20 protein-coding genes and 1 tRNA gene are annotated in these 21,149 nt (G+C 71.7%); 7 read left to right on the plus strand and 14 right to left on the minus strand.

Annotation, left to right across the window (positions count from 1 at the left end; genetic code table 11):
• Positions 1-67: 67 nt before the first annotated feature.
• Both ACIOWN_RS10720 and ACIOWN_RS10725 read right to left on the minus strand, forming a co-directional pair.
• Entirely contained in the window at positions 68-616 is a 549-nt protein-coding gene (locus ACIOWN_RS10720) for an RNA 2'-phosphotransferase (RefSeq protein WP_362356827.1), read from the minus strand.
• Between the two features lie 124 nt (positions 617-740).
• On the minus strand, positions 741-908 hold the full coding sequence (locus ACIOWN_RS10725; RefSeq protein WP_401981545.1) for a hypothetical protein: 168 nt from the start codon (positions 906-908) through the stop codon (positions 741-743).
• 258 nt (positions 909-1,166) lie between these two features.
• Between ACIOWN_RS10725 and ACIOWN_RS10730 the strand changes: the two genes are divergently transcribed.
• The 6 genes from ACIOWN_RS10730 (at position 1,167) to ACIOWN_RS10755 (ending at position 5,373) form a co-directional block, all read left to right on the plus strand.
• Positions 1,167-2,141, plus strand: a complete 975-nt coding sequence (locus ACIOWN_RS10730; protein WP_401981714.1) for an ABC transporter ATP-binding protein — start codon at positions 1,167-1,169, stop codon at positions 2,139-2,141.
• Positions 2,131-3,039, plus strand: a complete 909-nt coding sequence (locus tag ACIOWN_RS10735; RefSeq protein ID WP_362356829.1) for an ABC transporter permease — start codon at positions 2,131-2,133, stop codon at positions 3,037-3,039. The genes ACIOWN_RS10730 and ACIOWN_RS10735 overlap by 11 nt, the downstream gene beginning before the upstream one ends.
• On the plus strand, positions 3,036-3,947 hold the full coding sequence (locus ACIOWN_RS10740) for an ABC transporter ATP-binding protein (protein ID WP_362356831.1): 912 nt from the start codon (positions 3,036-3,038) through the stop codon (positions 3,945-3,947). Before ACIOWN_RS10735 ends, ACIOWN_RS10740 begins: the two co-directional genes overlap by 4 nt.
• 10 nt (positions 3,948-3,957) lie before the next feature.
• Positions 3,958-4,677, plus strand: a complete 720-nt coding sequence (locus ACIOWN_RS10745; RefSeq protein ID WP_100570477.1) for an ABC transporter permease — start codon at positions 3,958-3,960, stop codon at positions 4,675-4,677.
• Between the two features lie 102 nt (positions 4,678-4,779).
• Positions 4,780-5,019, plus strand: a complete 240-nt coding sequence (locus ACIOWN_RS10750; protein WP_362356833.1) for a hypothetical protein — start codon at positions 4,780-4,782, stop codon at positions 5,017-5,019.
• A 267-nt stretch (positions 5,020-5,286) separates the two neighbouring features.
• A tRNA-OTHER gene (locus tag ACIOWN_RS10755) sits at positions 5,287-5,373 on the plus strand.
• Positions 5,374-5,387: 14 nt separating this feature from the next.
• Here the strand turns inward: ACIOWN_RS10755 and ACIOWN_RS10760 are convergent.
• The 9 genes from ACIOWN_RS10760 to ACIOWN_RS10800 all read right to left on the minus strand — a co-directional run bounded on the left by ACIOWN_RS10760 (position 5,388) and on the right by ACIOWN_RS10800 (position 15,468).
• Positions 5,388-6,197 (minus strand): Cof-type HAD-IIB family hydrolase, encoded by an 810-nt coding sequence (locus tag ACIOWN_RS10760; protein ID WP_362356834.1) that lies wholly within the window; start codon positions 6,195-6,197, stop codon positions 5,388-5,390.
• Entirely contained in the window at positions 6,194-7,471 is a 1,278-nt protein-coding gene (serS, locus tag ACIOWN_RS10765) for a serine--tRNA ligase (RefSeq protein WP_362356835.1), read from the minus strand. The genes ACIOWN_RS10760 and serS overlap by 4 nt, the downstream gene beginning before the upstream one ends.
• Before the next feature lie 547 nt (positions 7,472-8,018).
• Entirely contained in the window at positions 8,019-8,951 is a 933-nt protein-coding gene (gene pheA / locus ACIOWN_RS10770; RefSeq protein WP_362356836.1) for a prephenate dehydratase, read from the minus strand.
• A gap of 131 nt (positions 8,952-9,082) precedes the next feature.
• Positions 9,083-10,402, minus strand: a complete 1,320-nt coding sequence (gene efeB, locus ACIOWN_RS10775) for an iron uptake transporter deferrochelatase/peroxidase subunit (protein WP_362356838.1) — start codon at positions 10,400-10,402, stop codon at positions 9,083-9,085.
• Positions 10,403-10,410: 8 nt separating this feature from the next.
• A complete protein-coding gene (locus ACIOWN_RS10780; protein WP_362356839.1) occupies positions 10,411-12,513 on the minus strand; it encodes a copper resistance protein CopC in 2,103 nt (700 codons plus the stop codon).
• 13 nt (positions 12,514-12,526) lie between these two features.
• Positions 12,527-13,000 (minus strand): copper chaperone PCu(A)C, encoded by a 474-nt coding sequence (locus ACIOWN_RS10785; protein ID WP_362356841.1) that lies wholly within the window; start codon positions 12,998-13,000, stop codon positions 12,527-12,529.
• A complete protein-coding gene (locus ACIOWN_RS10790) occupies positions 12,997-13,647 on the minus strand; it encodes an SCO family protein (protein ID WP_362356843.1) in 651 nt (216 codons plus the stop codon). Before ACIOWN_RS10790 ends, ACIOWN_RS10785 begins: the two co-directional genes overlap by 4 nt.
• Positions 13,648-13,742: 95 nt before the next feature.
• Entirely contained in the window at positions 13,743-14,471 is a 729-nt protein-coding gene (locus ACIOWN_RS10795) for a YcnI family protein (RefSeq protein ID WP_362356845.1), read from the minus strand.
• Positions 14,472-14,628: 157 nt separating this feature from the next.
• Entirely contained in the window at positions 14,629-15,468 is an 840-nt protein-coding gene (locus tag ACIOWN_RS10800; RefSeq protein ID WP_401981554.1) for a hypothetical protein, read from the minus strand.
• Between the two features lie 222 nt (positions 15,469-15,690).
• Between ACIOWN_RS10800 and ACIOWN_RS10805 the strand changes: the two genes are divergently transcribed.
• Positions 15,691-16,137: an ATP-binding protein gene (locus ACIOWN_RS10805; protein WP_362356849.1), complete on the plus strand. Its 447-nt coding sequence runs from the start codon at positions 15,691-15,693 to the stop codon at positions 16,135-16,137.
• 54 nt (positions 16,138-16,191) lie between these two features.
• Here ACIOWN_RS10805 and ACIOWN_RS10810 read toward each other — a convergent pair whose 3' ends face one another.
• The 3 genes from ACIOWN_RS10810 to ACIOWN_RS10820 form a co-directional block, all read right to left on the minus strand.
• The gene (locus ACIOWN_RS10810; RefSeq protein ID WP_362356851.1) at positions 16,192-17,556 is read right to left on the minus strand and encodes a PLP-dependent aminotransferase family protein; all 1,365 of its coding nucleotides are present in this window, start codon (positions 17,554-17,556) and stop codon (positions 16,192-16,194) included.
• A gap of 94 nt (positions 17,557-17,650) precedes the next feature.
• A complete protein-coding gene (locus ACIOWN_RS10815) occupies positions 17,651-19,147 on the minus strand; it encodes an aminopeptidase P family protein (protein WP_362356853.1) in 1,497 nt (498 codons plus the stop codon).
• Positions 19,148-19,200: 53 nt separating this feature from the next.
• Positions 19,201-20,736, minus strand: a complete 1,536-nt coding sequence (locus ACIOWN_RS10820; protein WP_362356855.1) for a PP2C family protein-serine/threonine phosphatase — start codon at positions 20,734-20,736, stop codon at positions 19,201-19,203.
• Between the last annotated feature and the right edge of the window lie 413 nt (positions 20,737-21,149).

Below are 21,149 nucleotides of genomic sequence, written 5' to 3' on the forward strand. Positions count from 1 at the left end.
TAGACACTCGCGGGTGTTTCACGTGAAACGGTCACCGCGGGTGGCCGGCGGCCGTGGACCGAGACGGTCAGCGAGTCTCGGAAAACCGCAGGTACCGGGGCGGCACGGACTGTGTCAGCCACACCCCGTTGGCGCTGACATGGAAGACATGGCCGTCGCGGTGCATGGCGGCCGCGTCCACCGCGAGGACGACCGGGCGACCACGGCGGGCGCCGACGCGGGTCGCGGTCTCGCGGTCGGGCGAGAGGTGCACGTCATGCCGGTTCATCGGCCGAAGCCCCTCGCTGCGGATCGCCTCCAGCCTGCCGGCCACGGTCCCGTGGTAGAGGTACGGCGGCGGCGTCGCGGCCGGCAGCCCGAGGTCGACATCGATGGTGTGGCCCTGACTGGCGCGGATGCGGCTGCCCTCGATCGCGAAGCGCCGCTTGTCGTTGGTGGCGACCACGTGGTCCAGTTCCTCGCGGGTGAACCGGAAACCGTGCGCGGACGCCGCCATGATCAGTGCGTCGATCTCGACCCAGCCGCCCTCGTCGAGGGTGAGTCCGATCCGCTCGGGCTGGTGGCGAAGGTGCTTGGCGAGGTACTTCGACACCTTCACGGTGCGTCTTTCGTCCATGCCACCAGCATGCTGGGAGAGACACGGATCACGCAGGTCAATTTCGCCCGCGAGGTTTGATCCACAGCAAAGTGATGTTGTCCACAGGTCAGGGGCGCATGCCTGTGGACAACTGATCGCCGATTCAGGCACGTTGGCCCGGATCCGCAGTACCCAGCGGTGGTTGCACCCGCGCGAGCCGGCGTCGCGCCCGCGCGCTGAAGCGGGACATCGCGCGCAGGAGACGGGCCTCCGGCGTGACCGCCACCACCGCCTCGTCGCGCACCACCGCGCGCAGGACCGCGTCGGCCACCTTCTCCGCCCGGGTCGGATCGACTGCCGTACCTGCCTGTGTTGTGCCCGCGCCGTGCCCGTGCTGCCGTGGTCCTGGCGACTCCGGCACTTGTTAGACCAGGCGTCAACAACGCGGTCCGGGTGCCGGAACTCCGTGGGCCGCCCGGCCCCCAGGGTCCAACCCCTAGGGTCCACGTAATACTCGAGGGGGACCCGAAGACGGCTCTCGGGTCTGACGACCGGCGTGGTCCGGATCACTACCGTCGAAGACGTGACTGTGATCGCGACCGAAAGCCTGAGCAAGCGGTTCCCACGGGTGACCGCGCTTGACCGGCTCTCCGTGGACGTCGGACCGGGTGTGACCGGACTCGTCGGCGCCAACGGAGCCGGCAAGTCCACACTCATCAAGATCCTGCTGGGTCTGTCCCCCGCCACCGAGGGCCGCGCCGAGGTGCTCGGCCTCGACGTCGCCACCGAGGGCGCCGCCATCCGCGAGCGCGTCGGCTACATGCCGGAGCACGACTGCCTGCCGCCGGACGTCTCGGCCACCGAGTTCGTCGTCCACATGGCGCGCATGTCCGGCCTGCCCCCGACCGCCGCGCGCGAGCGCACGGCGGACACCCTGCGCCACGTCGGCCTGTACGAGGAGCGCTACCGCCCCATCGGCGGCTACTCCACGGGTATGAAGCAGCGAGTGAAGCTCGCCCAGGCCCTGGTGCACGACCCGCAGCTGGTCTTCCTCGACGAGCCGACCAACGGCCTCGACCCGGTCGGCCGCGACGACATGCTCGGCCTGATCCGCCGCATCCACACCGACTTCGGCATCTCCGTCCTGGTCACCTCCCACCTCCTGGGTGAACTGGAGCGCACCTGCGACCACGTGGTCGTCGTCGACGGCGGCAAGCTCCTGCGCTCCAGTTCCACCACCGACTTCACCCAGACCACGACGACCCTCGCCATCGAGGTCACCGACAGCGACGAGCACCCGGACGGCACCCGCGCGGTGCGCGAAGCGCTCCACACGCGCGGGGTCGAGACCCAGGACGGCACCGGCCTGCCGGGCGCGGGACACGTCCTGCTGCTCACCGCCCAGGGCGAGGAGACCTACGACCTGGTAAGGGACGCGATCGTGGACCTCGGCCTCGGCCTCGTGCGCATGGAGCAGCGACGCCACCACATCTCGGAGGTCTTCCGGGACAGCGACGAACAGCACGACGCACAGGGTAAGGAGGCGGTCGGCCATGGCGGTTGAACACACCGCGGCAGCGCCCACGGGTGACCAGACCCGCATCCACAACATCGGCTACCGCAGCTACGACGGCCCCCGCCTCGGCCGCGCCTACGCCCGCCGCTCGCTGTACTCGCAGTCCCTGCGCGGCGCCTACGGCCTCGGCCGCTCGGTGAAGTCCAAGGTGCTGCCGATGCTGCTGTTCGTGGTGATGTGCGTGCCCGCGGCCATCATCGTCGCCGTCGCGGTCGCCACCAAGGCCAAGGACCTGCCCATCGAGTACACGCGCTACGCCATCATCATGCAGGGCGTCATCAGCCTGTACGTCGCCTCGCAGGCACCCCAGTCCGTCTCGCGCGACCTGCGCTTCAAGACCGTGCCGCTGTACTTCTCACGCCCCATCGAGACCGCCGACTACGTGCGCGCCAAGTACGCGGCGCTGGCCTCCGCGCTGTTCATCCTGACCGCCGCCCCGCTGCTCGTGCTCTACGTGGGCGCGCTGCTGGCCAAGATGGACTTCACCGACCAGACCAAGGGATTCGCCGAGGGAGTCGTCTCCGTGGCACTGCTCTCACTGCTCTTCGCCGGCATCGCCCTCGTCATCGCCGCAGTCACCCCGCGGCGCGGCTTCGGCATCGCCGCCGTGATCGCCGTGCTGGTCATCTCCTACGGAGCCGTCTCCACCCTCCAGGCCATCGCGGAGGTCCGGAACAACTCCGGCGCCATCCCCTGGATCGGCCTGTTCTCACCGGTCACCCTCGTCGACGGTGTGCAGACCGCCTTCCTGGGCGCGACCTCCTCGGCACCCGGCGGTGTCGGCCCGGGCAGCGGACAGGGCGTCGTCCACGTCCTCGTCGCCCTCGGCGTCATCGCCGCCGCATACGGTCTCCTGCTGCGCCGCTACAAGAAGGTGGGACTGTGACGACCCTCAGCATCGACCACGTCTCCCGCTGGTTCGGCAACGTGGTCGCCGTCAACGACATCACCATGACGATCGGACCCGGCGTCACCGGACTGCTCGGCCCCAACGGCGCCGGGAAGTCCACGCTGATCAACATGATGGCCGGCTTCCTCGCGCCCTCCACCGGCACGGTCACCCTCGACGGGCAGGCGGTGTGGCGCAACGAGAAGATCTACCAGCACATCGGCATCGTCCCCGAGCGGGAGGCGATGTACGACTTCCTCACCGGCCGCGAGTTCGTCGTCGCCAACGCCGAACTGCACGGCCTGGGCGCCAAGGCCGCCCAGAAGGCGCTCGCCACGGTTGAGATGGAGTACGCGCAGGACCGGAAGATCTCCACCTACTCCAAGGGCATGCGCCAGCGCGTGAAGATGGCCTCCGCGCTGGTCCACGACCCCTCGCTGCTCCTGCTCGACGAGCCGTTCAACGGCATGGACCCGCGCCAGCGCATGCAGTTGATGGACCTGCTGCGGCGCATGGGCGACGAGGGCCGCACCGTGCTGTTCTCCTCCCACATCCTGGAGGAGGTCGAACAACTCGCCTGGCACATCGAGGTCGTGGTCGCCGGACGGCACGCCGCCAGCGGCGACTTCCGCAGGATCCGCCGCCTGATGACCGACCGGCCCCACCGCTACCTGGTGCGCTCCAGCGACGACCGGGCACTGGCGGCCGCGCTGATCGCCGACCCGTCGACGTCCGGCATCGAGGTCGACCTCGCCGAGGGCGCGCTGCGCGTCCAGGCCGTCGACTTCGGCCGGTTCACCACCCTGCTGCCGCGGGTCGCCCGCGACCACGGCATCCGGCTGCACACGGTCTCGCCCTCCGACGAGTCCCTCGAGTCCGTCTTCTCGTATCTGGTCGCGGCGTAGGAGGCCGAAGATGTACGACCCCACAGTCGCCCGGCTCACCTACCGGGCCCTGCTCGGCCGTCGCCGGGCCCTCATCCTCGGCGCGCTGCCGCTGCTGCTGATCGTGATCGCCACGGCCGTCCGCGCCCTCGCCGGAGCCGACGACCAGACCACGGTGAACGTCCTGGGCGGGTTCGCGCTCGCCACCATGGTGCCGATCATCGGCGTCATCGCCGGCACCGGAGCGATCGGTCCGGAGATCGACGACGGCTCGGTGGTGTACCTGCTGTCCAAACCGCTCAAGCGGCCGACGATCATCTTCACCAAGCTGATCGTGGCGATCGCGGTGACCATGGTCTTCTCCGCGGTGCCGACCCTGGTCGCCGGGCTGATCCTCAACGGCAACGGACAGCAGATCGCCGTCGCCTACACGGTGGCCGCGCTGGTCGCCTCCATCGCCTACGCGGCCCTCTTCCTCCTGCTGGGCACGGTCTCCCGGCACGCGGTGGTCTTCGGGCTCGTCTACGCGCTGGTCTGGGAAGCGCTGTTCGGCTCCCTGGTGGCCGGGGCGCGCACGCTGAGCGTCCAGCAGTGGGCGCTGGCCGTGGCGCACAAGGTCTCCGGCGGGGACATGGTCACCTCCGACGTCGGGCTGCCGACGGCGACCGTGCTGCTGGTGGTGGTGACCGTCCTGGCCACCTGGTACGCCGGACAGAAACTGCGGTCGCTGACCCTCGCAGGCGAGGAGTAGGGGGCATTCGCTCAAGGCCGGGCGGTCGTGCCCGGCCTTGACGGAGGCTTCACCTCCACGCGGGCACACTGGGCAAAGCGGATGAAACGGCAGGAGGATGTGATGGCGGGCGACGTGCCGGAGAGCGAGGGCCGGGAGGCGACCGGGGACACGTGGGACGACGTCGTCCTGGACGCCGACTTCATACGGGGCGCCGGGACCGCCGAGCCCTCCGCCCGGGCGCGGATGCTTGCCGCGCGCTGGCGGCGCGAGGAGCCCGAGCCCCAGCCGTGGCGTTCCGACGAGCCGCCCGCCGGATGGTTCTTCGGCAAGGCCCGACGGCGTCGGTGGCGGCGCAGGTGAAGAGGCCCGGGGCGCCCGGTAATTCGGTGGCGCCGCCGCCGTCGTAGCGGCACAGTGGTGGTGTTCACCGCGCCGGATCGTGCCGGCGCCACGTTCTGGGAGAGGAGCTGGGCGATGCCGATGCACGGCAGTACGCCGGGCTCCCGACAGGGCAGCCCGCGGCGGGCTCCGGAGTAACTACCGGCCCCGTCGAGCCCGCTCCGCACGGGGAGTTGCCCGGGGCGGCCGCTTCGAGCACGCGAATCCCTTCGCGTGGGCCGCCCACCCGGAGGATTGGCCGAGTGGCAAGGCACCGGCTTGGTTCAAGCCGCGGTCGGGGTCACCCCCGCGCACGTTCGATCCGTGCATCCTCCGCCGAGACCGAAGGTTCAGCCCGCCAGCTTCTCCAGCAGCACCGCGATGCCGTCCTCGTCGTTCGAGGCCGTCACCTCGTCCGCGACCGCCTTCAGTTCGTCGTGGGCGTTGGCCATGGCCACGCCCCGCGACGCCCAGGCGAACATCGGGATGTCGTTGGGCATGTCGCCGAAGGCGATGGCGTCCGCCGCCTTCAGACCCAGTCGCCGCGCGGCCAGCGAAAGCCCCGTCGCCTTGGACAGGCCCAGCGGCAGCAGTTCGACGATGCCCTCGCCGGCCATGGTGACCGAGACGAAACCGCCGGCGGTCCGGCGGGCCACGTCGGCCAGTTCGTCGTCCGTGAGGTCCGGGTGCTGGACGTAGATCTTGTTGAGGGGCGCGCTCCACAGATCCGCGACGTCCGTGAACGGCGTCGCCGGAAGCGGGCCCGCCGCGTAGCCGGGCCCGACCAGCACCTCGCCGTCCAGGCCGTCGCGGCTCGCCGCCAGATACAGCGGACCGACCTCCGCCTCGATCTTGGCCAGGGCCACCGCCGCCAGTTGCCGGTCCAGGGTCACCGAGGTCAGCAGACGGTGCTCCCCGGCGTCGTACACCTGGGCGCCCTGACCGCAGACGGCGAGGCCCCGATAGCCGAGGTCGTCCAGGACGTGCCGGGTCCAGGGCACCGCGCGGCCGGTGACGACGAGATGCGCGGCACCCGCCGCGGTGGCCGCGGCGAGCGCCTCACGGGTGCGCCGGGAGACCGACCCGTCGGAGCGCAGAAGCGTCCCGTCGAGGTCGGTCGCGATCAGCTTGTAGGGGAACGGCCCGGCGGCGGGTCTCACTTGGCCACCGGTTCCAGAACCTCCCGGCCGCCGAGGTAGGGACGCAGCACCTCCGGCACCCGCACGGAGCCGTCGGCCTGCTGGTGGTTCTCCAGGAGCGCGACGATCGTGCGCGGGACGGCGCACAGCGTGCCGTTGAGCGTCGCCAGCGGGCGGACCGCCTTGCCGTCACGGAAGCGGATCTGGAGCCGGCGGGACTGGAACTCGGTGCAGTCCGAGGTCGAGGTCAGCTCGCGGTACTTGTCCTGAGTCGGAACCCACGCCTCGCAGTCGAACTTGCGCGAGGCCGAGGCGCCCAGGTCGCCCGAGGCGACGTCGATCACACGGAACGGCAGCTCCAGCGAGGTCAGCCACTGCTTCTCCCACTCCAGCAGCCGCCGGTGCTCCTCCTGCGACTCCTCGGGGCGGACGTAGGAGAACATCTCGACCTTGTCGAACTGGTGGACGCGGAAGATGCCCTTGGTGTCCTTGCCGTGCGAGCCGGCCTCGCGGCGGAAGCACGGCGAGAACCCGGCGTACCGCAGCGGCAGGCGCTCGGCGTCGATGATCTCGTCCATGTGGTACGCCGCCAGCGGCACCTCGGAGGTGCCGACCAGGTACAGGTCGTCCTTGTCGAGGTGGTAGACGTCCTGGGCCGCCTGGCCGAGGAAGCCCGTGCCCGCCATCGACTGGGGGCGGACCAGCGCGGGAGTCAGCATCGGCGTGAAGCCGGCCGCGGTGGCCTGAGCGATCGCCGCGTTCACCAGCGCCAGCTCCAGCAGGGCGCCGACACCGGTGAGGAAGTAGAAGCGCGAGCCGGAGACCTTCGCGCCGCGCTCCACGTCGATCGCGCCGAGGAGCTGGCCCAGCTCCAGGTGATCCCTGGGCTCGAAGCCCTCGGCGGCGAAGTCGCGGATCGTCCCGTGCGTCTCCAGCGTGACGAAGTCCTCCTCGCCGCCGACGGGCACGTCGGGGTGGATGAGGTTGCCGAGCCGGAGGAGGAGTTCCTGGGTCTCGGCGTCGGCCGCGTCGCGCTCGGCGTCGGCGGTCTTGACGTCGGCGGCGAGCGCGCCCGCCCGCTTCAGCAGCTCGGCCTTCTCGTCACCCGAGGCCTTGGGGATGAGCTTGCCCAGCGCCTTCTGCTCGGCGCGCAGCTCGTCGAAGCGGACGCCGGACGACCTGCGCCGCTCGTCGGCAGACAGGAGGGAGTCGACGAGCGCGACGTCCTCTCCACGGGCACGCTGCGAGGCGCGCACACGGTCGGGGTCCTCACGGAGCAGACGAAGGTCAATCACGCGGTCAAGGCTACCGGTGCGACGTTCCACCCCACGACTCAGTATTGCGAACCATGCCGTACGTGCCGTTATGGGGGAATTGCCTCCCGTGTCAATAATGGAGGCCCGTCTCCCTGGAACGAGGCACGTGGCGGGCGTTGGGTTGACCTGATTCCCGTGTGCGGAACGGGACTTGGGGTCGAGTTGTCCACAGGGATCCACAGTCGGCGGAGAGTTTTCCACAGGCTGTGTGGAAGATCTGTGGATTTCGGAATTGATCACTCCGGAAGCGTGCTGCGGGCGGAGGAATTCCCGTCCCGATGTGCCAGGGTGCCCACTTTCGGGTGGAAAGAGGTCGCCCCAAAAGATGAACCAAAGGAGACAGGTGGACGAAGGGTGACCTGTGCGCCCTCGACCGCTCTTGGATGCTGAAGGGCGACTTGTCGACCGAGTGCCCATTGGATGTCGACTTGTCCCCAGGTCGAGAGGGCCGAGGACGGGAGGGTGTGGATAACTTCTGTGGACAACGAGCATCCGCAGCCAGCACCGGCCGGAATCGGCGCGACGGCTAGAAACGACCGTCCTGGCAGCGTGCCACCCAGTCCGCCGCCGCCACGAACTCCTCGTCCGAGGTCCCGGTCAGCCGGGGCCGCAGGTCCGCCGTGTCGGCGTCCGCCCGCGGGTACGAGCCCAGGAAGCGGACCTGGAGGCAGATCCGCTTGAGCCCCATCAGGGCCTCCGCCATCCGGCGGTCGTTGATGTGGCCCTCGGCGTCGACGCAGAAGCAGTAGTTGCCGATGCCTGCGCCGGTCGGGCGGGACTGGAGCAGCATCAGGTTGATACCGCGGGTGCTGAACTCGCCGAGCAGGTCGCGCAGCCCGCCGGGATGGTCGTCGCGCTGCCACAGCACCACGGACGTCTTGTCCGTACCGCTCGGCGCGGCGGGCCGCGCGGGCCGGCCGACCAGCACGAACCGTGTCTGCGCGTTCTCCGCGTCGTGGATGTTCGTCTCCAGCGGCACGAGCCCGTACCGCGCGGCGGCGAACTCACCGGCGAACGCGGCGTCGTAGCGGCCCTCCTGGACCAGGCGGGCGCCGTCCGCGTTCGAGGCGGCCGACTCCCAGACGGCGTCCGGGAGGTTCGCCGAGAGCCAGTTGCGCACCTGCGGCTGGGCGGCCGGGTGAGCGGTGACCGTCTTGATGTCCGACAGCGTCGTACCGGGCCTGACCAACAGCGCGAAGGTGATCGACAGCAGCACCTCGCGGTAGATCATCAGCGGCTGGCCCGCGACCAGCTCGTCGAGCGTGGTGGTGATGCCGCCCTCGACGGAGTTCTCGATCGGCACGAAAGCGGCCTCGGCCTCGCCGGCCCGGACGGCGTCCAGCGCCGACTGCACGGACACGTACGGGACCAGTTCCCGCGTGGCCGTCTCGGGAAGGGTGCGCAGGGCGACTTCGGTGAAGGTGCCCTCGGGGCCGAGATACGCGTAGCTCGCTGGCATGACCTCACCCTAATGGCCGCGGCCGGACCCGGCTCGCGTGTCTCACGGACGCCCCTCCCGCGGGTGAACCGGGTGTGACGGGTGTGATTCCCCAGGTGTGACGTGTGCTATCCCGCCGCCTCCCGCGGTACTCACCCCTCCAGCAGCCGCTGCCCCACGTACTCGCCCTTCGCCGCCCCGCCCGGGACCGCGAAGAGACCGCTCGCCTCGTGCCGGACGTACGCCGACAGCGCGTCGCCGCGGTCCAGCTTGCGCTGCACCGGCACGAAGCCGCGCAGCGGGTCCGCCTGCCAGCAGATGAACAGCAGGCCCGCGTCCGGAGTGCCGTCCGTGTCGAAGCCGTCGTGGTAGGAGAAGGGGCGCCGGAGCATGGCCGCGCCCCCGTTCTGGTCGGGCCGGGTGATCCGGGCGTGGGCGTTGACCGGGACGACGTAGGTGCCGTCCTTGCCGGTCTTCTCCAGGTCCATCGCGGTCGTCTCGGAGCCGCCGCTGAGCGGCGCCCCGTCGGACTTGCGGCGCCCGATGACGTCCTCCTGCTGGGTGAGCGACAGCTTCTCCCAGTCGTCCAGGAGCATCCGGATGCGGCGTACGACGACGTAGGAGCCGTTCGCCATCCAGGCGGGCTCGCCGTTCGCGGGCACGAAGAGGCGCCGGTCGAAGTCCGGGTCCGCGGGCTTCGGGTTGCGGGTGCCGTCGATCTGCCCCATCAGGTTGCGGGCCGTCATGGGCCGCGCGGTGGCTCCGGGGGAGCGGTTGAAGCCGTTCATCTGCCAGCGGACGCGGGCGGCGCCGCCCGCGTCCTTCTGGAGGGCGCGCAGGGCGTGGAAGGCGACCAGCGCGTCGTTCGCGCCGATCTGCACCCACAGATCGCCGTTGCTGCGTGCTTGGTCGAGCCGGTCGGAGGAGAAGTCGGGCAGCGGGTCGAGAGCGCCGGGCCGCTGCCGGCTCAGGTCCGTCCGGTCGAAGAAGGAGTGGCCGAAGCCGAAGGTGACCGTCAGCGCCGAGGGCCCCGCGTCCAGTGCCACGTCGGTGTCGTCGTGCGGGGCCGGTTCACCCGCCATCAGCCGCTCGGCCGTCGCCGACCAGCGGCGCAGCAGCGCGGCGGCCTCCCTGCGGCCCGCTCCGGGCGCGAGGTCGAAGGCGACGAGATGGCCGCGGGCCTGGAGGGCGTCGGTGATGCCGGGCTGATGTTTCCCGTGAAACCTCGCCCGGTCGGCGCCGAGCGAGGTGAGCGGGGTGGCACCGGCGGGCGCCGCGGTGTAGCCGAGGCCGGCGCCGGCCGCGCCGAGGACGAGTCCGGTGGCTCCGGCGGTGCCGAGCAGCCGCCGTCGCGACACGCCGGCTCCGGCTCCTCCTCCTCCTTCTCCTCCTCCCGTGCCGGCCCGCGCGGGCGCGGTCGCCGCGCGCGCGGAGTTGGAGGAGGTGGCCTCCGGGGTGGACTGGTCGGTCATGGTGCGGTTCAGCCGATCTGCGCGTTCTTGGTGACGGACACCTGGTCGATGTCGGAGGTCCGCACGGTCGCGTCGACCTTCCAGTCGCCCGCCATGGGGATCTGCACTCCGCTCGCCACCCAGTGTCCGGTGGTGACGTGCTCGGGGTTCACCGGGAGCGGGCCGATGTCCTTCGTGGCCAGGGTGAAGGAGATCTTGAGCTCCGCGACGTCGCGGAGGCGTCCGTTGGGCCCGAGGGCGAAGATGTGCAACTCGTTGCCGCCCACGCGGGCCGGGTCGATGTCGATCCGTACGACGCCCTTGCCGTCCTTGCCGCCGGTGTCGAACGGCATGTCGAGCGTGACGGCGCCCGCCGCGGAGGACGAGGAAGAGGGCGAGGAGGACGACGTGGCGGCCTTGGCCTCGGTCTCCGTGCGCCCCGGTTCGGTCTGCGTCAGCACGGTGGTGACCACGAGCAGCACGACGGCGACACCGGCCTCCATCAGGACGGACCTACGCAGCCCGAAGCGGTGGGGGTCGGCGTCCCGCAGCCGCTTCTGCCGTGCGGTGTCCACGGCGGCCTGCTGCCGGGCGAGCTGGGCGGCGCGCCGTGCGGCCTCGCCCTTCGCCGCCTTGCCACCGGGCTGCGCCTTGCCGCCGGTCTTCCCCTTGGCCGCGTCCTTCCCACCGGCGCCCGCCTTCCCGGCGCCCGCCTTCCCCGCCTCGGCCTTACCAGCCGCCTTCCCGGCCCCGGCCTTTCCGGACCCCGCGGCCCCTGCCCCGCCCTTCCCGGCACCGGTCTTCGAGTCGGCGTCGGCCCCGGTCGTCGCGTCCGAACCGGACTTCCTGCCCGCGGCCGCCGCGACCTTCGCGCGTGCCGTGGCCGGCGCCTTCGTGACGGCCGTCTCCGCCAAGCGGCCCGTCCAGCGGCGGGAGGTGGCGGCGATGCCGACCATCAGCAGCACCAGAGCGATCTTGATGAGGAGCAGCTGCCCGTAGCGCGTATCGGTGAGCGCCGGCCAGGAGCCGACCTGGCGCCAGGACTGGTAGGTGCCGGTCGCGACCAGCGCGAGGACGGAGCCGAAGGCGAGGCGGGAGAAGCGGCGTACGGCCGCGGCCTCGATCGGGGTCTCGGCGGGCGCCCGGTACAGCGAGACCAGGAGCGCGGCGAGCCCGCCGAGCCAGGCGGCCACGGCGAGCAGGTGGACGACGTCGACCGGCATCGCGATGCCCGGCTGGAGACCGGTCGAGGCGTGCTCGGCCATGGACCAGCTGGCGGCGAGGCCGACGGCGACCACGGTGCCGCCGATCGCGAGCCCGAAGGTCAGATCGCGCTTCTCGTCGTCCGCGCGTTTCTGGTACTCGCCGAAGAGCACCGCGACGAACAGCGCAGCCGCGGCGAGCAGCAGCAGCCGGGACACGAGCGCCGCCCCGGTCTTGGTCTGGAGCACCTGCCCGAGAAGCGTCAGGTCGAAGACGTCCCCGATCTTTCCGGAAGTGGTGTAGGAGCCGCGCAGGAGCAGCAGCGCGAGCGTGGCCGCGGTGAGCGCGACCCAGCCGGATACGACGAGCCGCTGCACCGCCCGCACGCCCGAGCCGCGCTGCCAGCAGGCCAGTACGAAGGCGGCCCCGCCGGCCAGGACGATGAAGCCGGCGTACGACACGTACCGCCCGACCCCGTAGAGCGCGCCGACGATCCCGCCGCCCACCGTCTGGTCGCCGACCGTGGCGGACGTCTTGGAGGGGGCGCCGATGGAGAAGGTATAGGCACCGCCGACGGGGTGGCTGTCGGCCGAGACCACCTGGTAGGCGACGGTGTAGGTGCCGTCCGGCAGTCCGCTGTGCAGGCGCACGGCGTACGTCGTCCCGCTGACGTTGGCGGGCTTCCCGGTGTCGACGCGGTTGCCCTTGGGGTCCAGGACGCGCAGCGAGTCGTCGCTCATCGCGACCTGCTCGGAGAACGTCAGCGACACCTGGGAGGGCGCCTTGTCGACCACCACCCCCTGCTGCGGATCGCTGCCGGTCAGCGCGGCGTGCGCGGAGGCCGGGGCGGCTCCGGCGAGGAGCACGCCGGCGACGGCCAGGAGCAGCAGCGTCAGGGCCCGGAAGCGTGGGGCGATGGTCTGCGACAAGGTGGTCCCTCCCTCAGTGTCCGGTCGCGGGGTTGTATGTGGCCGATTTCACCGGCATCTCGACCTTGACGGTGCCGGATTCGGCGAAGTGCAGTTCGACGGGGACCGTCTGGCCCTGCCGGGGCGCGCGCTTCAACTGGTCGAACATCAGGTGGTTGCCGCCGCTCTTGAACACGAGGCGGCCGTGGGCGGGGACGGTCAGGGGGCCTGCTTCCGTCATGACCCCGCCGGCCGTCTGGTGCACGGTGACGTCCTCGGCCTGGGCGCTGGTGACAGAGGTGAGTTCGTCCTTGGCGCCGCCCTTGTTCTCTATGGTCAGGAAGCCGGCAGCCATCGAGGCCGAGACGGGCTGGGGCATGTAGGCCGAGTGGACGGAGAGGTCGGCCTTCGTGTCGCCGGTGTCCGAGGACGCGCCGCAGCCGGTCAGCAGGGTGGTGCCGGTCAGGGCCGTGGCCACGAGTGCGGCCGCCGCTGCCGGCCGGCTCACGGGTTCTCCCCCTTGACGATCCTGGGGAGGTCCTTGGTGTAGTCGTCGACGGTGGCGTTCTCGCCGTAGAGGACGTATCCGGCGTCGGTCTTCGGCGAGAAGGCGATCACCTGGGTGCCGTGCATCGAGACGAGCTTGCCGTTCTTGTCCTTGGTGGTCGGCTCGATGGAGATGCCGAGAGTGCGCGCGCCGGCCTGGATGGTCGAGAAGTCGCCGGTCAGTCCTATGAACCGCGGGTCGATTCCCTTGAGCCACTTGCCGAGTTCGGCCGGGGTGTCGCGGTCCGGGTCGGTCGTGACGAACACCACGCGCAGGTCGTCCTGCTGGGCCTTGGGCAGTGCCTTCTTCGCGACCGCGATGTTGCTCATGGTCAGCGGGCAGGCGTCGGGGCAGTGGGTGTAGCCGAAGTAGACGAGTGTCGGGTGGCCGGTGGTCTCCTCGCGGAGGTCGTACTTCTTTCCCTGGGTGTCCGTGAGGACCAGGTCCGGCTTCTCGAACGGCTGGTCGAGGACGGTCGCGGCCTTCTGCGAGGTGTCCTCGGAGACGACGGCGACGGGCTTCCTGCCGTCGTCCCCGCTGTCGCAGGCGGAGAGGGTCATGGCGGCCGCGGCGAGCAGCGCGGCCGCGACGAAGGTCTTGTTGTGCATAGAGAAATGTCCCAGATGTGAGAACTCCGGCGCGCACCGGGGGCCGTACGCGGGAGTGGCACGACCCCCGGAGCGCGTGACGGACTGGCCGCGGATCAGGCGGTGGTCCGCCTGCGGCCGGCGAGTACGCCGTAGGCCACGCCGGCCGCGCCGACGAGGATGCCGACGATGCCGAGGACGCGGGCGGTGGTGTCGCTGCCGCTCTTGGCGGAGTCGGCGGCGGTGGTCTGGGCGGCGGGCTTGGTGTCGGCGGTGTCCTTGGCCGACGCGTCGTGTCCGTCACCCTCGGAGGCCGCGGTCAGCTGGAGCACCGGCGCCGGGTTGTCCGGCTCCTCCTGGCCCTTCTGCGGCACCTCGATCCAGCGCACGACCTCCTTGTTGGAGTACGTCTGGATCGCCTTGAAGACGAGCTGGTCGGCGTCCTCCGGCAGCGTGCCGACGGAGACGGGGAACTTCTGGAAGAAGCCGGGCTCGATGCCCTTGCCGTCGGCGGTCCAGGTGACCTTGGTGACGGCCTCGGAGATCTTCTTGCCGTGCATCTCCAGCGGCTTGTCCAGCTGGGACTTGGTGACGACGGCCTTCCAGCCGGGCACCGGCTGCGGCATGACGGAGGCCAGCGGGTGGTCGGTCGGGAAGTTGACCTCGACCTTGGTGGTGGAGGCGTTGTCGCGCTCGTTGGGGACCTTGAAGTCGACGACGGCGTAGCCGCCCTTGGCGGCGGCGCCCTCGGGCTGCACGGAGACATGTGCGAACGCGGGGGCGGACAGGGCGAGGACGGCCGAGCCGGCGACGGCGGCGGTGGCGACGAGTCGGGAAGCCTTCATAAGGGTGCACTCCGCTTCGAGTGGGTTCCGGTGTGTGGGGGTGCGCGTGCGGAGCGGGACCAATGGTGTTCCCGCCGGACGGGCACGCGCGCGTGCCGCACGACGGCGGCCGCTCCCCCGGCGGAAGCCCGCTCGGTGGGGTGGTGGTCGCGTCGCGTCAGGCAGCGAGGGCGAGTGCGGCGGCGGACGGCGGGCCGCGGCGGATCACCGTGTGCTGGAGCGCGGTGGTGCGGGGGGTGAGGGGCGCGGAGCCGGCGGCGCGCGGCAGGCGCGGGCCGGTACCGGCCGCCGTGGGCAGCCCGGCGCACAGGGCGCGCACCAGGGCGAGCGCCCCGCGCAGGGACCGTACGAGCGCGGTCTCGGCGACTCCGTGCGCCGACAGTTCGATCAGCCGCAGCAGGGCCAGGTCGCCGCGTCGCAGCACCCAGCCCATGGCGAGGGCGGCCAGGACGTGGACGAGCAGCATCGGCAGGGACGGCAGCAGGGCGGCCACGCCCAGGCGAAACGGGGAGGCCGCCGGGTGGTGCGGGGCGTTCAGGCCCGCACCGGCGCCGGCGTAGGCGTGTGCGTCGACGAGTATCCGGTAGGCCTGGGCCGGGCTGATCGCGGCGGCGGTGGCCCCGCAGACGTACCGTGCGGCCCGCTGGACGAGCTCGGCGTCGGACAGAACGGGCGCGGAGCCCGTCGATCCCGCGGAGCCCATGGCCATGGCGCCCATGCCGCTCTGTCCCATGCCGAACAGGGCGTGCAGCACGGTCTGGCCGACCACCAGCAGCGCCGCGATCGCCGGCAGGGAACGCGCCCGCCCGGCGAGCGGTGCCACCACGACCAGCGCCCCGAGGAACCCGGCGCCGAGCGTCCACAGCGGCACCGCGGCACAGGAGGCCAGCGAGTGCCCGGCCGCGGCCAGCACGACGCAGACCGCGGCGAACACCGCAGCCCGCAGGGTCCGTGGACCGCGTCCGGCGGGTGCCGTGCGCGGGTGGGGGGCAGACATGGCGGCCCCATCATCCCACTGGACCCGGGGCCGCCGTACAGCAGGTCCACAAGATGCGGTAGATCCGGAAAGTCGCGGTCTGATGACGTCGGCCCGCACATACACCGATTCCCCGTCCCGCCGGTCCGCCGATCGCGCGGTGCCGGGTCGACGGAGTGCTTATGGACGGGCACTCGGGGCAATACGTAACGGTATGTCGAGCCGCGGCCGGGAGGCTGGAGCATGAGCATCTGGTGGTCACTCCATCTGCGGCGTGACGCCGCGAGCGTGCCGCTCGCCCGGCGCCTGCTGCTCGGCACGATGGAGACCGCGGGCGTCGACCCCGAGATCTCCTACGACCTGTCCGTGGCCCTGAGCGAGGCCTGCGCGAACGCGGTGGAGCACGGCGGGGACACCGAGTCCTGTGACGCGTTCCGGGTCACCGCCTTCCTCGACGGGGAGAAGTGCCGCATCGAGGTGGCCGACACGGGCCCCGGCTTTCCGCCGGCGGGCCGCCGGCGCCCGCTCCGCGCCGCGCGCGCCGAGGCCGAGCACGGCCGCGGCCTGTACCTCATCCAGGAACTCGCCGACCACGTCCACATCCGCAACAGGCCGGGCCGCGGCGGCGCGGTGGTGATCTTCGACAAGATCCTCAAGTGGCGTGAGGACGCCCCGCTGATGGCGGTGTAGCGCCGCGCGGGGCGCGGGCCGGACCCGTCGGGCGTGTCCCGGCCCGGCGCGCCCTCAGGCGTCGGCCAGGAGCTTCGCCAGCGCTTCCAGAGCCTCGGGGTAGACCCTTTCCCGGGGAGTGCCGTAGCCGACGACCACGCCCTGGGGGCGGTTCGCGCCGGGGGTGTGCCAGTGCTCGGCCAGGCTGCCGAGGGCCAGGCCCTCCGCCTCCGCGCGAGCCAGCGTCTCCGCCTCGTCGGTGACGTCCACCAGGGCGTGCAGTCCGGCGGCGATCCCGCGCACCCGGCGCGGGCCCAGCCGGCCCAGGAGCTGGTCCCGGCGGCGCCGGTATCGAAGGCGGCACGCGCGTATGTGCCGGTCGTAGGCGTGGCTGTCGATCAGTTCGGCGAGCGCCAACTGGCCGATGGTCTCGGTGTGGTGGTCGCTGTGCAGCTTGGCCTCGGCCACCGCGTCGACCAGGTGCGGCGGCAGCACCATCCAGCCCAGCCGCAGGGCCGGCCCCAGGGTCTTGGACGCGGTGCCCAGATAGGCGACCTGACCCGGTGCCATGCCCTGGAGCGCGCCCACCGGCTGGCGGTCGTAGCGGAACTCGCCGTCGTAGTCGTCCTCGACGATCAGCCCTCCACGCGCGCGTGCCCAGTCGGTCAGTGCCCGCCGCCGCTCCGGGTGCAGGGTCGCGCCGGTCGGGTACTGGTGCGCCGGGGTGACGACGACGGCCTTCTGCCCGTCCAGATCCTGAGCGCGGACACCGCGTTCGTCGACCCGGACCGGGACCACGCCGCCGCCGGCCCGCCGCACGACCTCCCGGTGGAAGGGGAGCCCGGGGTCCTCCATGGCGACCTCGGCCCCGTCCAGGACACGGGTGAGGAGCGCCAGTCCCTGCACGTACCCGGAGGTGATGACGATCCTCTCGGGCGGAGCGATCACCCCGCGCGCCCTGCCCAGGTAGCCCGAGAGCGCCGTGCGCAGCTCGATCCGGCCGCGCGGGTCGCCGTAGTCGTACGTCAGTGAGGGCGCCGTCGCGATGGCGCGGCGCAGGGCCCGCAGCCAGGCCGCCGCAGGGAACGTGCCGACGTCCGGGCTGCCCGGCCGCAGGTCGAATCGGGGGGCACGCGCGCGTGCCGCGGCGCCCGGCTCCTGCGCGTCGGCGGCCGGCAGGTCGGCGACCCGGGTGCCCGACCCCTGTCGCGCCGTCAGATAGCCCTCGGCGACGAGCTGGTCGTACGCCGCCTTCGCGGTGCCGCGCGAGACGCCGAGTTCGGCGGCCAGCAGGCGGGTCGCCGGCAGCCGCGTCCCGGGCGCCAGCCGTCCGTCCCGCACGGCGTCGCGCAGCGCCTTCTCCAGCCCCGCCCGGCGGCCCGCCGTCGCGTCCGGTTCCAGATGCAGGTCCATCCCGGCACCGGACCAGAAGTCGTCCACGAGAACCCTCCCCCCAGGTAGGTGAATTCGCCGGGCACGTCCCGGCGCGGGAAGGCCGGGCACCCCTCTCGGGTACCCGGCCCTCACCTCCGTGTCAGCTCTTCAGCGACGCCATCCAGGCCTCGACCTCGTCGGAGCGGCGCGGCAGGCCCGCGGAGAGATTGCGGTTGCCGTCCTCGGTGACGAGGATGTCGTCCTCGATGCGGACGCCGATGCCGCGGTACTCCTCCGGGACGGTCAGGTCGTCGGCCTGGAAGTACAGGCCCGGCTCGACGGTGAGGACCATGCCCGGCTCCAGCGTGCCGTCGACGTACGTCTCGGTCCGGGCTGCGGCGCAGTCGTGGACGTCCATGCCGAGCATGTGGCCGGTGCCGTGCAGCGTCCAGCGGCGCTGCAGGCCCAGCTCCAGGACCCGCTCGACCGGGCCCTCGACCAGGCCCCACTCGACGAGCTTCTCCGCGAGCACGCGCTGGGCGGCGTCGTGGAAGTCGCGGTACTTGGCGCCCGGCTTCACCGCCGCGATGCCGGCCTCCTGGGACTCGTACACCGCGTCGTAGATCTTCTTCTGGATCTCGTCGTACGTGCCGTTGACCGGCAGCGTGCGCGTGACGTCGGCGGTGTAGAGGGTGTGCGTCTCCACGCCCGCGTCCAGCAGGAGCAGGTCGCCGGAGCGGACCGGGCCGTCGTTGCGCACCCAGTGCAGCGTGCAGGCGTGCGGGCCGGCCGCGCAGATGGAGCCGTAGCCGATGTCGTTGCCCTCGACGCGCGCGCGGAGAAAGAACGTTCCCTCGATGTAGCGCTCGCTGGTCGCCTCGGCCTTGTCGAGGACCTTCACCACGTCCTCGAAGCCGCGCACGGTGGAGTCGACGGCCTTCTGCAGCTCGCCGATCTCGAAGTCGTCCTTGACCAGGCGGGCCTCGGAGAGGAAGACGCGCAGCTCCCCGTCGCGCTCGGCGGTGACCTTGTCGGTCAGCGCCTCCTCGATGCCGGCGTCGTAGCCGCGCACGACGCGGACCGGGCCGGTGGCCTCGCGCAGCTTGTCCGCCAGTTCGCGCACGTCGGAGGTCGGGATGCCGTAGAGCGTCGCGGCCTCGGTCAGGGAGTGGCGGCGGCCGACCCACAGCTCGCCCTGGCCGGAGAGCCAGAACTCGCCGTTCTCACGGTCGGAGCGCGGCAGGAGGTAGAGAGTCCCCTCGTGGCCGTCCGCGGTGGGCTCCAGCACCAGGACGCCGTCCTCGGTCTGGTTGCCGGTGAGGTAGGCGTACTCGACCGAGGAGCGGAAGGCGTACTCCGTGTCGTTCGAGCGGGTCTTCAGATTGCCCGCGGGGATGACCAGGCGCTCGCCGGGGAAGCGTGCGGACAGCGCGGCGCGGCGGCGCGCGGTGTGCTCCGCCTGGGCGACCGGTTCGAGGTCGTGCAGCTCGGTGTCGGCCCAGCCGGACTTCATGTTCTCGGCGAGCTCGTCGGACACGCCCGGGTACAGGCCGTTCTTCCGCTGCTTGATCGGTTCTTCTTCGGCGGTCTCCGGGGTCTCCGGCAGCTCCTGCGCCACGGTCTTCCTCCTCGATACAGCCACTGGGCCATCCCCCATCGTACGGTCGTGCGGAAGGGGGCCAAAGGCGGAAGTGCCTGTTACCGAGCGGCCTACTCGAAGCGCGCCGCCAGCAGCGCCACGTCCTCCGCGCCGTCGGTCACGTCAAGTCCGTTCGGCAGGACCGTGTGCAGGACGTGGTCGGCGACGGCCGCCGGGTCGTGGCGCAGCGCGCGCGGGACGCTCGCCGCGGCCGTGTGCAGCCGGGCGAAGGCGCGGTCGACGGAGTCGCCGGTGCGGTGCAGCAGCCCGTCGGTGTACAGCAGCACCGTCTCGCCCGAGGACACCTGGAACTCCACGCTCGGCGCCTCCCAGCAGGCGAGCATGCCCAGCGGCGCGGACACGGACGTCTCCACGAACTCCGTGCGCCGTTCGCCGAGCACCAGCGGCGGGCAGTGCCCCGCGCCCGCCATGGTGATCCGGCGCAGCGCGGGCTCGCAGTAGGCGAACAGGGCCGTGGCGGAGCGGGCGGGTTCGGTCAGCCGCAGGAGCAGTTCGAGATCGGACAGGACGGCGACGGGATCCTCGCCCTCCATCACCGCGTACGCCCGCAGGGACGCCCGCAGCCGGCCCATCGCGGCGATCGCGCCCGGCCCGGCGCCGGTGACCGAGCCGACCGCGAGGCCGAGCGCGGCGTCGGGCAGCGGCAGCGCGTCGTACCAGTCGCCGCCGCCGCGCGGGCCGGTGCGGTGCCGCGAGGCGAGCTGGACACCGGGGACGCGGGGCAGCCGGGAGGGCAGCAGCTCCTCGTAGACCGTCGCCATGCACGCGCGCGTGCGCTCGGTGTCGAGCAGGCGCGCCAGGTGCTCGGTGGCGAAGCGGAGGTAGAGGCCGACGAGATGGCGCCGCCGCTCGGCCGGCTCGGCGGGTTCGTCGTAGAACCAGACGGCGGCACCGAGGCGGCCGGCGGCCTCGGTGGACAGGGGCAGCGCGTAACAGGCGGCGTAGCCGAGGCGGCCGGCCACCTCGCGGTGGCGCGGATCGAGGCCGTCCTCGGCGAACAGGTCGGGGCGCACGTCCTCCCCGTCGCCGCCCGGCAGGCCGGCCGCGGTGTCGAGGAGCGTCCCGTACGGCATGGCGCTGCGCGGCACGGTCTCGATGTGGCCGAGATCGGCCCGTGCCAGGCCGAGGCCGATGGTGGTGTCGGGGCCGAGTCCGTCGTCCGGTTCGAGGACGGCGAGGCCGCGCCGGGCGCCGACGAGGGCGGCTCCGGCGCGCAGCAGTTCCTTCAGGGCGGCGTCGAGTCCGTTCGTACGGGCCAGCCGTTCGGTGAGCTCGTTCAGGGTGGTGAGGTCGGAGACCCAGCCGGCGAGCCGGTCCTGGAGGAGGGCGCCCGCCGGGCGGGGGGCGTGGGGGCCGGACGGACCGCTCGGGGAGGTGTCCGGGGCGGCGGGTGGAGGCGCGACAGTGTGTGCGGGAGCGGGGACCGTCGAATCGATTCCAGCCACTTTCGGAGGGTGGGGGGCGTTCATGGCGCCCGGCCTTCCGACCGGTGCGTATTGCTCAAAAGCATCGCAAACCCCCATGTCATTCTGCGCCGCCAGCAGTGTCTCCACATGTACACGCACTCGTGAGGGGATGTCCAGCATTGTCCTGCTGGGTTTCCTGGTGTCAGAGGGCTTCTCGGGGTCTTCTTCCCAACCTCTTGCTAAAAAGGGAAGTTGGCTTGAAACTGCCTCGGGTGACGGCCTGTTGCGGTCGACTGGGCCTGCTCGACAGAGCGTCACAGCGGTCGTGATGGGTACGTACTCGGAGAAGGCCAGGGGTGGTTGGTTGCCACCCGGAACCTGGCGACGGACCCGGGCGTCTTAACCACCGACGACCGTGCCCCATCCTTGCGTGACGGCGGCGGAGAGCAGAAGACAAGACGGCGTAACGCCATGCTCCGCCACCCCGCGCCACGCCCATGCTTCTGGTAGACGCAGTATGGACGGGGCTGCCGTGGAAGCAGCCGATGTTCGGCCCATAGGGGTTCCCCGTGCCTGAAGGCAGGGGTGTGATG

Source organism: Streptomyces sp. NPDC087787 (genome assembly GCF_044743035.1).
In the GTDB taxonomy this organism is placed as follows: Bacteria; Actinomycetota; Actinomycetes; order Streptomycetales; family Streptomycetaceae; genus Streptomyces.

Excerpts from the sequence above, each read along its gene's own strand:
- ACIOWN_RS10790 (WP_362356843.1), bottom strand. The coding sequence starts at position 13,647 with ATGCACAACAAGACCTTCGTCGCGGCCGCGCTGCTCGCCGCGGCCGCC.
- ACIOWN_RS10720 (WP_362356827.1), bottom strand. The coding sequence starts at position 616 with ATGGACGAAAGACGCACCGTGAAGGTGTCGAAGTACCTCGCCAAGCAC.
- ACIOWN_RS10800 (WP_401981554.1), bottom strand. The coding sequence starts at position 15,468 with ATGTCTGCCCCCCACCCGCGCACGGCACCCGCCGGACGCGGTCCACGG.
- ACIOWN_RS10795 (WP_362356845.1), bottom strand. The coding sequence starts at position 14,471 with ATGAAGGCTTCCCGACTCGTCGCCACCGCCGCCGTCGCCGGCTCGGCC.
- efeB (WP_362356838.1), bottom strand. The coding sequence starts at position 10,402 with ATGACCGACCAGTCCACCCCGGAGGCCACCTCCTCCAACTCCGCGCGC.
- ACIOWN_RS10735 (WP_362356829.1), top strand. The coding sequence starts at position 2,131 with ATGGCGGTTGAACACACCGCGGCAGCGCCCACGGGTGACCAGACCCGC.
- ACIOWN_RS10750 (WP_362356833.1), top strand. The coding sequence starts at position 4,780 with ATGGCGGGCGACGTGCCGGAGAGCGAGGGCCGGGAGGCGACCGGGGAC.
- ACIOWN_RS10820 (WP_362356855.1), bottom strand. The coding sequence starts at position 20,736 with ATGCTGGACATCCCCTCACGAGTGCGTGTACATGTGGAGACACTGCTG.
- ACIOWN_RS10805 (WP_362356849.1), top strand. The coding sequence starts at position 15,691 with ATGAGCATCTGGTGGTCACTCCATCTGCGGCGTGACGCCGCGAGCGTG.
- ACIOWN_RS10745 (WP_100570477.1), top strand. The coding sequence starts at position 3,958 with ATGTACGACCCCACAGTCGCCCGGCTCACCTACCGGGCCCTGCTCGGC.
- pheA (WP_362356836.1), bottom strand. The coding sequence starts at position 8,951 with ATGCCAGCGAGCTACGCGTATCTCGGCCCCGAGGGCACCTTCACCGAA.
- ACIOWN_RS10815 (WP_362356853.1), bottom strand. The coding sequence starts at position 19,147 with ATGGGGGATGGCCCAGTGGCTGTATCGAGGAGGAAGACCGTGGCGCAG.